Origin of the sequence: Nocardioides sp. REDSEA-S30_B4 (assembly GCF_001627265.1) — a bacterium.
GTDB lineage: Bacteria > Actinomycetota > Actinomycetes > Propionibacteriales > Nocardioidaceae > Nocardioides.
The window spans coordinates 26,008-34,890 of sequence record NZ_LUPI01000089.1; the positions used below are offsets into that span (position 1 = coordinate 26,008).

13 protein-coding genes are annotated in these 8,883 nt (G+C 73.9%); 9 read left to right on the plus strand and 4 right to left on the minus strand.

What is annotated here, in order from left to right; genetic code table 11:
- Positions 1-2 precede the first annotated feature (2 nt).
- The 3 genes from A6R01_RS15925 to A6R01_RS15935 are packed head-to-tail and all read left to right on the plus strand — an operon-like array spanning position 3 to position 2,870.
- Complete coding sequence (locus A6R01_RS15925) at positions 3-416, plus strand: cytidine deaminase (RefSeq protein ID WP_292607917.1); 414 nt, start codon at positions 3-5, stop codon at positions 414-416.
- The gene (locus tag A6R01_RS15930) at positions 388-1,587 is read left to right on the plus strand and encodes a cytochrome P450 (protein WP_292607919.1); all 1,200 of its coding nucleotides are present in this window, start codon (positions 388-390) and stop codon (positions 1,585-1,587) included. Before A6R01_RS15925 ends, A6R01_RS15930 begins: the two co-directional genes overlap by 29 nt.
- Positions 1,584-2,870, plus strand: coding sequence for a thymidine phosphorylase (locus tag A6R01_RS15935; protein WP_292607920.1), 1,287 nt, complete (start codon positions 1,584-1,586; stop codon positions 2,868-2,870). Before A6R01_RS15930 ends, A6R01_RS15935 begins: the two co-directional genes overlap by 4 nt.
- A gap of 3 nt (positions 2,871-2,873) precedes the next feature.
- Here the strand turns inward: A6R01_RS15935 and A6R01_RS15940 are convergent, their stop codons facing one another.
- Positions 2,874-3,326, minus strand: coding sequence for a MaoC family dehydratase (locus A6R01_RS15940; RefSeq protein WP_292607922.1), 453 nt, complete (start codon positions 3,324-3,326; stop codon positions 2,874-2,876).
- Between the two features lie 56 nt (positions 3,327-3,382).
- On the opposite strand from A6R01_RS15940, the gene A6R01_RS15945 reads away from it, so the two are divergent.
- The 3 genes from A6R01_RS15945 to A6R01_RS15955 are packed head-to-tail and all read left to right on the plus strand — an operon-like array spanning position 3,383 to position 5,396.
- On the plus strand, positions 3,383-4,498 hold the full coding sequence (locus tag A6R01_RS15945; RefSeq protein ID WP_292607924.1) for an adenosine deaminase: 1,116 nt from the start codon (positions 3,383-3,385) through the stop codon (positions 4,496-4,498).
- Positions 4,495-4,941, plus strand: coding sequence for a hypothetical protein (locus A6R01_RS15950; protein ID WP_292607926.1), 447 nt, complete (start codon positions 4,495-4,497; stop codon positions 4,939-4,941). Before A6R01_RS15945 ends, A6R01_RS15950 begins: the two co-directional genes overlap by 4 nt.
- Complete coding sequence (locus A6R01_RS15955; protein WP_292607927.1) at positions 4,938-5,396, plus strand: DUF3592 domain-containing protein; 459 nt, start codon at positions 4,938-4,940, stop codon at positions 5,394-5,396. The genes A6R01_RS15950 and A6R01_RS15955 overlap by 4 nt, the downstream gene beginning before the upstream one ends.
- On the opposite strand, the gene A6R01_RS15960 is transcribed toward A6R01_RS15955, so the two are convergent.
- Both A6R01_RS15960 and A6R01_RS15965 read right to left on the minus strand, forming a co-directional pair.
- Positions 5,377-5,898: a hypothetical protein gene (locus tag A6R01_RS15960; RefSeq protein WP_292607929.1), complete on the minus strand. Its 522-nt coding sequence runs from the start codon at positions 5,896-5,898 to the stop codon at positions 5,377-5,379. The two genes, A6R01_RS15955 and A6R01_RS15960, sit on opposite strands and share 20 nt — an antisense overlap.
- A complete protein-coding gene (locus A6R01_RS15965) occupies positions 5,895-6,485 on the minus strand; it encodes an ATP-binding protein (protein WP_292607931.1) in 591 nt (196 codons plus the stop codon). The genes A6R01_RS15960 and A6R01_RS15965 overlap by 4 nt, the downstream gene beginning before the upstream one ends.
- A gap of 66 nt (positions 6,486-6,551) precedes the next feature.
- On the opposite strand from A6R01_RS15965, the gene A6R01_RS15970 reads away from it, so the two are divergent.
- From A6R01_RS15970 to A6R01_RS15980, 3 genes are all read left to right on the plus strand, one after another.
- Positions 6,552-7,142, plus strand: coding sequence for a hypothetical protein (locus A6R01_RS15970; protein WP_292607933.1), 591 nt, complete (start codon positions 6,552-6,554; stop codon positions 7,140-7,142).
- 191 nt (positions 7,143-7,333) lie between these two features.
- Entirely contained in the window at positions 7,334-7,477 is a 144-nt protein-coding gene (locus A6R01_RS15975) for a hypothetical protein (RefSeq protein ID WP_292607935.1), read from the plus strand.
- A complete protein-coding gene (locus tag A6R01_RS15980) occupies positions 7,474-8,325 on the plus strand; it encodes a hypothetical protein (RefSeq protein WP_292607937.1) in 852 nt (283 codons plus the stop codon). Before A6R01_RS15975 ends, A6R01_RS15980 begins: the two co-directional genes overlap by 4 nt.
- 3 nt (positions 8,326-8,328) lie before the next feature.
- Here A6R01_RS15980 and A6R01_RS15985 read toward each other — a convergent pair.
- Positions 8,329-8,883, minus strand: a 555-nt coding sequence (locus tag A6R01_RS15985; protein WP_292607940.1) for a hypothetical protein, incomplete at its 5' end; no start/stop codon positions are given.

An 8,883-nucleotide genomic window follows, 5' to 3' on the forward strand; every position in this document is an offset into this window, starting at 1 on the left:
CGATGTCGACCGAAGGGACGGGCGTCGACTGGGACGCCCTGCAGGCAGAGGCGGTCGCCGCCTCGCGGCACGCCTACGCGCCGTACTCCTCCTTCGCGGTGGGTGCCGCCGCGCTCGTCGACGACGGGCGACTGGTGACCGGCTGCAACGTGGAGAACGCCGCCTACGGTGTCGGTCTCTGCGCCGAGTGCGGGCTGGTCAGCCGGCTGCACCTCGAGGGCGGCGGACGCCTCACGCACTTCGTGTGCGTCGGCGGTGCCGTCGGCACCGAGCCGGTCGTGGTGATGCCGTGCGGTCGCTGCCGCCAGCTGCTGTGGGAGAACGGCGGTCCGGAGATGGAGATCCTCACCGTCTCGGGGCTGCGTCGGATGAGCGAGGTGCTGCCGGATGCCTTCGGCCCCGACGACCTCGATTGACCTGACCGACCCCGCCGTCGTCGCCGACCCCTACCCCCACTTCGCGCGGGAACGGGCCCGGCACGCGGTGGCCTGGCACGAGCCGTCGGGCTCGTGGTTCACCTTCAGCCACGCCGCGGTCTCTGCGGTCCAGCGCGACCGTCGGTTGGGGCGGCTGTGGACCGACCGGGAGCCGGCCGAGCGGCTGGAGCCGTTCAACCTGCTGCACCGCAACCAGATGATGGAGAACGAGCCGCCCGAGCACACCCGGCTGCGGCGGCCCGTCGCCTCGGCGTTCAGCCGCGGCCACGTCGAGCGGCTGCGGCCCCGCGTGCGGGCGCTGGCCGCCGAGCTGCTCGACGAGGTCGACACCTCACGCCCCTTCGACGTGGTGGAGGCCTACGCCGAGCCGCTGCCGGTCCTGGTGATCGCCGAGCTGCTCGGCGTGCCGCGCAGCCACGCCGACGACCTGCGCGACTGGTCGCAGGCGATCGTGCGGATGTACGAGCCGGCGCCCGACGAGGCGGTCGTCTCCGCCGCGGTGGGCGCCGCCGAGGACTTCGCGGCCCTGGTGCGCGACCTCGTCGCCGTACGCCGTCGGCAGCCCGCGGGCACCCACGAGGACCTCATCACCGACCTCGCCGCCACCGAGCTCAGCGAGGACGAGGTCGTCGCCGCCGTCGTGCTGCTGCTCAACGCCGGTCACGAGGCCTCGGTCAACGTCTTCGGCAACGGCCTGGTGGCGATGCTGCGCCGCGGGCTGCGCCCCGGCCCCGACGTGGCCGCGTGCGTGGAGGAGATGCTGCGCTTCGACTCCGCGCTGCAGCTCTTCGAGCGCACCGCGACCGCCGAGGTCGAGCTGCCCGGCGGGGTCGTGGTCGAGCCCGGCCAGAAGGTCAGCGCCCTGCTGGGCGCCGCCAACCGCGACCCGGCCGTCTTCGAGCGGCCCGACGAGTTCGACGTCGCACGAGCGACGAACCCGCACCTGGCGTTCGGGGTCGGGGTGCACTTCTGCCTGGGCGCGCCGCTGGCGCGCATGGAGCTGACCGAGTCGGTGGCACTGCTCTTCGAGCGGATGCCGGGCCTGGCCCTCGCGGGCGAGCCGGAGAGCCGGGGCACCTTCGTGCTGCGGGGGCACCGACGAGTGGAGGTGACCGCATCGGGCGGTCGCCGGGAGGAGAGGCACGCATGAGCCAGCACGACGCCGTGGAGGTGATCACCGACAAGCGGGACGGCGGGGCCCTGAGCGCCAGCCAGATCGACTGGGTGGTCGACGCCTACACCCGTGGCGACGTCGCCGACGAGCAGATGTCGGCGCTGGCGATGGCGATCCTGCTCAACGGCATGGAGCGCGAGGAGATCTCGCGGTGGACCGCGGCGATGATCGCCTCCGGCGAGCGGATGGACTTCTCCTCGCTGTCGCGCCCCACCGCCGACAAGCACTCCACCGGCGGCGTGGGCGACAAGATCACCCTGCCCCTGGCGCCGCTGGTCGCCGCCTGCGGCGTCGCGGTGCCCCAGCTCTCCGGGCGCGGCCTGGGCCACACCGGCGGCACCCTCGACAAGCTCGAGTCGATCCCCGGCTGGCGCGCGGCGCTGTCCAACGACGAGATGATGCGCCAGCTCGAGGAGGTCGGCGCGGTCATCTGCGCCGCCGGCGACGGGCTCGCGCCGGCCGACAAGAAGCTCTACGCGCTCCGCGACGTCACCGGCACCGTCGAGGCGATCCCGCTGATCGCGTCGTCGATCATGAGCAAGAAGATCGCCGAGGGCACCGGCACGCTCGTGCTCGACGTCAAGGTCGGCACCGGCGCCTTCATGAAGGACCTCGAGCGGGCCCGCGAGCTCGCCGAGACGATGGTGGCGCTCGGCAAGGACGCCGGCGTGCGCACCACCGCGCTCCTCACCGACATGTCCACGCCGTTGGGCCTGACCGCCGGCAACGCCGTGGAGGTGGCCGAGTCGGTCGAGGTGCTGGCCGGCGGCGGCCCGGCCGACGTCGTCGAGCTCACCGTGGCGCTGGCGCGCGAGATGCTCGCCGGCGCCGGTCGCGACGGCGTCGACCCCGCCGACAAGCTCGCCGACGGCTCCGCGATGGACGTCTGGAAGGCGATGATCCGCGCCCAGGACGGCGACCCGGACGCCGAGCTGCCCACCGCGAAGGAGTCGCACGTGGTCACTGCGCCGAGCACCGGCGTGCTGACCCGCCTCGACGCGATGGCGGTCGGCATGGCCGCCTGGCGCCTCGGCGCCGGTCGCGCCCGCAAGGAGGACCCCGTGCAGGCCGGTGCCGGCGTGGTCTGGCACGCGCGCCCCGGCGACGAGGTCACCGAGGGGCAGCCGCTGATGACGCTGCTCACCGACGAGCCCGAGCGCTTCGACCGCGCCCTGGCCAGCCTCGAGGGCGGGTACGACGTGGAGCCGGCCGGGTCGGCGTACGAGCCCGGTCCGATCCTGCTCGACCGGATCAGCTGACCCTCACGCCAGCAGCAGGACCACCGTCTCGGCGACGCAGGCCGGCTTGGCCTCGTCCTCGATCTCGATCGTGTAGCGCAGGGTGATCTGCTTGCCGGCCGGCAGGTCGGTCACCTCGCCCATCGCGACGTGGGCGCGCACGCGCTTGCCGACGCGGACGGGGTGGGGGAAGCGGACCTTATTGACGCCGTAGTTGAGCTTGGCGCCGGGGGTGTCGAGCGCGAAGACCTCGCTGCCCAACCAGGGGACCATCGAGAGCGTGAGGTAGCCGTGGGCGATGGTGCCGCCGAACGGGCCCTCGGCGCTGCGCTCGGTGTCGACGTGGATCCACTGGTGGTCGCCGGTGGCGTCGGCGAAGGTGTCGACGCGCTCCTGGGTGATCTCGACCCACGCGGAGGTGCCGAGCTCCTGGCCGGCCGCGGCCGCGACCTCGTCGAACGTGGTGAACGTGCGCATCGCCTGCTCCTGGAGGTCGTGCCCGGTGGACGGGTCTCGGGTGGAAGGATGGCGCCATGGTCGACGCCGTCCCGCAACCTACCGCCCTGACCCGTGACGACGTGCTGCGGGCGCCGAAGGTGCTCCTGCACGACCACCTCGACGGCGGGCTGCGGCCGGCCACGGTGCTCGAGCTCGCGCGCGAGGTCGGGCACGAGCTGCCCACCGACCCCGACGGCGACGCCGCCGCGCTGGGTCGCTGGTTCGCCGAGGCGGCCGACTCGGGCTCGCTGGAGCGCTACCTGGAGACCTTCACCCACACCGTCGCGGTGATGCAGACCGCCGACGCGCTGACCCGGGTCGCGCGCGAGTGCGTCGAGGACCTGGTGACCGACGGCGTGGTCTACGCCGAGGTCCGCTACGCCCCCGAGCAGCACCTCGAGCAGGGCCTGTCCCTCGATGAGGTGGTCGAGGCGGTGCAGCGCGGCTTCGACGAGGGCGTGGCGGCCGCCGACGGGCGCATCGTGGTGCGCCAGCTGCTGACCGCCATGCGGCACGCCGCCCGCTCGATGGAGATCGCCGAGCTGGCCGTGCAGTGGCGCGACCGCGGCGTGGCCGGCTTCGACATCGCCGGCGCCGAGGCCGGCTACCCCCCGACCCGTCACCTCGACGCCTTCGAGTACCTCCAGCGCGAGAACTTCCACTTCACCATCCACGCCGGCGAGGCCTTCGGCACCCCGTCGATCTGGGAGGCGCTGCAGTGGTGCGGCGCGGACCGGCTCGGCCACGGCGTACGCATCGTCGACGACATCACGGTCGCCGAGGACGGCTCCGTCGAGCTGGGCCGGCTCGCGGCGTACGTCCGCGACAAGCGGATCCCGCTGGAGCTCTGCCCGGCCAGCAACGTCCAGACCGGCGCGGCGTCCTCGGTCGCCGAGCACCCGATCGGGTTGCTGACCGACCTGCGCTTCCGGGTCACCGTCAACACCGACAACCGGCTGATGAGCGGCACCTCGATGACCGACGAGATGTGGTCGCTGGTGCAGGCCTTCGGGCACGACGCCTCGACGCTGCGCTGGTTCACCATCAACGCGATGAAGTCGGCCTTCCTGCCCTTCGACGAGCGGCTCGCCCTCATCGACGAGGTCATCAAGCCCGGGTACGCCGCGCTCACGGACGCCGCCACGTCGTGATCATCACCAACCACGTGTGGACCGGCGCGGTGATCGGCGCCGTGGCGCCGGGGCCGGTGTCGGCCTTCGCCGCGGGGGTCGTCTCGCACTTCGTCCTCGACCAGGTGCCGCACTGGGGCGACGACTCGATCTTCATGGAGGTGGCGGTCCCGGACGGGCTCGTCGGGCTGGCCGCCCTGGGGGCGCTGGCCCGCACGGCCCGGGGTGACCGGCGCGCGAGCGTCCTCGCCGGGATGCTCGGGGCGTGCCTGCCCGACGCGGACAAGCCCTCGAACCTCTTCTTCGGGCGCTCGCCGTTCCCGTCCGCGCTTGACGAGTGGCACGTGTCGATCCAGCGCGAGCACACCGACCGGCTGCCCCAGGAGGTCGTCGTCGCCGCGGTGGGCCTGCTCGCGGCGCGCTGGGTCCTCCGCCATGATCGTCCCCGAAGGAGGGTCCGATGATCCTGAGCGTGGTCATGCTGGGTGCGGCCGGTGTCGCCCTGGTCCTCTCGGTCGTGCTCGCCCTGCGCGGCGTCCGCGAGCGCAAGGCGGCCGACTCCTTCACCGAGCGCGCCGTCGTCACCACCGCCGACGTGCTCGAGACCCGGCCCAAGGACGTCGCGATGTCCGGGGAGCCGGTCACCATCTACTTCCACCTCGTGCGCTACGACGTCGACGGTGAGCCGGTCACCGCGGAGACGATGTCGGGCATGGAGCCACCCATCCCGCACGTCGGGGAGCGGGTCGAGGTCCGCTACGACTCCGCGCACCCGCGCCGGGTCGTGCTCGACCAGGTCGACCAGCGGATGGGGGCGGGCGCCACGGCGCTCGGGCTGGCCCGGGTGATGCTCGGCGTCGCCGTGTCGCTGCCCGTGGCGTGGGCGCTGATCGTGCTGATCACCGAGTTCGCGGTGTAGCTCCCGGGGTGGCCCCCGGGGTGGCCCGCGGGAGGAGCGCGAACCACGCACGGTGCCAGCGGCCGAACGGCAGCCGGTCCTGCGCGGCCTGCTCGGCGTCGACGGTGACCAGCCCGCCGCGGGCCGGGTCGTAGACGACCCAGGTGCCGTGCGCCGCCGCCACCACCAGGACGACGTGGCGGGGGAGCACCCGGTTGCCGACGTAGACCGGCACCGGGTCGCGCCCGGCCGCGTCCAGGACCTCGGCGAAGTCGGCGCGGGCCAGCCGGTGCCTGCCGGGCAGGTGGCGCAGCAGCGCCCACGGCGGGGTGCCGAGCGCCCGCGGCCACCAGCCGACGACCTGCCGGTGGGTCGCGAGGACCTCCTCGGCGAACCGGGGCAGCACGCGACCGGCGTACACCTCATCGGAGAGCATGCGGGCGACCACCAGGACCGCGGCGCCGCAGCTGAGCCGGTCCGGCTGCTTGAGCCGGCCCCAGGGCAGTCCGTCGGGGGCGATCACAGCGCGGCGACCGCCTCGACGGTGCGATCGGGGGAGAGCGGCTCGCAGCCCTTGGCGACGGCGTCGGCGACGACACCGCGCTGCGCACGGGCCAGGACGAGCCCGCGGCGCACCAGGACCAACGGCGGCTTCCGGCGCTCCTTGAGGTCGCGCACGAGCCGCAGGACGAACGTGGTGGCGGCCGAGCGGCGCACGCAGTACGCCGCGGCCAGCACACCGGCCTCACGGGCCGGCCCGACCACGTCGGGGGCGAAGATCCCCTCGGCCACGAAGAGCCGGGAGCCGCCCAGGTCGAGGGTGCGGGCGCCGCAGCGGCCGTTCTCGGAGATCTCGTAGACCGGCACCTCGGCGGTGCCCGTGTTGGCCAGCTCGACCATCGTCGCGAGCGCGTCGTCGGGGAGCCAGGAGTCCGGGTGGTCCCAGTCGACCATGCCGGCGTTGGCGCCGTGCTCGATTCGCGGCAGCGTCGGGTCGTCGCCGTCGTTGTAGAAGTCGTCGAGGCGCAGCACCGGGAGCCCCAGTCGAGCCGCGAGGCGGGACTTGCCGGATCCCGACGGACCGGCCAGGACGATCACCCGCGCACGCACGGCGCACAGTCTAGAAACCCCGGCTCCGCAGGATTGGACCGGGCGCTGCGGGGCAAGCATGCACCCATGCAGCCCACCGATCTCGGGGACCGGGTGGCGGCGCAGCGCGAGCTGCGCGGCGCCTCGTGGTTCAGCGACCTCGCTCCGACCCTGGGCCGCGACCCGGAGTCCGGCCTGGAGCTGGAGGTCGACGTCACCGGCTGGCCGACCCGGGTCGCGCGACTGGACGCCGTCGTCGACGCGCTGCGCGAGGAGGAGGGCCTGCTCCGGGCCGTACGCCGCGCGGTCGGTGGGGCCGCGCTGGCCCACCTGGCCGCCGTCGCGCACGGGCGCGGCCTGCCGCCGGACCGGGTCGCCCGCGGTGAGGAGCTGGTGGCCGGTCGCCGACGGCTCACGCCACCGCCCACCTACCGGTCCCCGCGGCTCGCGCCGCCGCGCGGCCCCGTGCACCCGCGGGCGTGGCGGGCCGACGAGCGGTGGGGCCGCACCGCCACCGGCCGGTCACGCGAGGGCGAGGTCGTCGTGGTCCTCGGGTGGGTCGGCGGGCTGCGCGAGCTGCACGCCGACGAGGGCTTCCTGCGCTCCACCTCGCCCGACCTGCTCCGCTACGCCCTGACCGAGGCGTTCACCGCCGCCCAGGAAGGACCCCGCACGTGACCGACCCCGAGCCGATCGTCCACGGCCCGTTCGTGCCCCCGCAGCCGGCCGAGGCCGACACCTCGCCGGGCTACGGCGTACCGCACCCGCCGGGCGGCCCCGGCGGCCGCTAGGGCTGGGGGTACCCCGGGCTGTTCGGCTTCGCCGACACCCTCGGCGTCGCCGGCGCGCTGCACCTCGAGCTCAACCGCGTGCTCGTCGACGCCGCGGCCGACGGCACCGCGGTGACCCGTTCCCTGGCCCACGGCCTGGTCGAGACCGCCAACGACGTCAGCGGCACCGACCGCACCGCCGGCGACAACTTCCGCGCCCTGCGCACCCGGGCCGGGTCATGACCGAGGCCAGCCGGGACCCGGAGGTCTTCCTGACGCAGGTCAACGACGCGATCGAGGACGTCAACTCAGCGATCGGGGAGTTCGTCGAGCGCTCGGCCAACCTGATCAACAGCCACCTGGCCGAGGCCGGCGGCATCCTCGGCACGCTGGTGGCCGGCCCTCTGGGCGGGCTCGTCGGCGGTTACCTCGGCCACGAGCTGGAGGAGCAGTTCGAGGAGGGCGTCGACCGGATCAACGAGACCTGGGAGGTCGTCTCGGAGACCATCCGCCAGTCGATCGGCGGCATGCTCGGCGACCCGCTGCGGATGTCGAGCATCGCCAGCCGCTACCGCGAGTGCGTCGACGAGCTCGGCCAGGTGCAGCAGCAGATCGAGTCGGCCGACCACTACCTCGCCGCCACGTGGACCGGCCTCGCGCACACCGCCTACGAGAACACCAGCCGCAACCAGCTCGAGGCCCTGCACGGGATGATCGAGTCCTTCGAGGGAGCCGCCCAGCTGCTCGACGACCACCAGCTGGCGCTGGTGACCTACTGGACCCGCCAGCTGGAGAACCTCGTCGGGCTCTTCACCGACATCGTGGGCAAGACCGCCGAGCTCGGCGACGTCGGCAACTGGTTCACCGGGGGTGCCGGAGTGGTCGTGTCCATCATCGCCACCGCCGGCGAGTCCGCGTCGGCCATCCTCGGCGAGGCCGTCACCTACTGGGCGGACCTGAACATCGGCAAGGCGGGGGACTGGCAGAGCCTGGTCTCCCGCCTCGGCGACCGCGGTCTCCAGGGCGACCGCTGGCCCGACCTCGTCGCCCAGGACCGCGGCTACCTCAACGACCCCTGGACCCCCGTCTGAGGCTCACAGGTCCGCACGGCCGGTGAGCTCGACCGGCTCGCCGTCGATGCCCGCCGAGCGGCGCACCTCGAGGGTGTCGTCGTCGCCGGGCGTGAAGACGAGCACACGTCGCACCACGAGCGGGTCGTCGGTGAGGTCGACGGTGCGCAGCGCCTCCTGGCCGCCCAGGGTCACCGCCAGCTCCGGGTCGCTGAGCCCCGAGCCGTCCGCGGGGCCGAGGCTGCTCTCGACGTCGACCAGTCGCCAGCCATCGCCCTCGGCCCAGCCCAGGTCGGGCAGCCACGGCCACCGGGTCAGCCCGGCACGGCAGGAGACCACGAGCTCGGTCCTGGGCTCGTCGAGGCAGGTGGCGGTCGGGTCGCCTGGCTCGGCGTCGGCCATGAGCCGCACCCGGCCGTCGCCTGCTGCGGAGCCGTCGTGGGCGAGGACCAGCTCGCTGCCGTCGTACTCCACGACGAAGGAGAGGGCGTCGGGGTCGGCCACCGCGGCCCACACGAAGCCCTCGGTGCGGTCGAGGCCCTCGACGTCGAGGCGGGTGCGGTCGGTGCCGTCGTCGAG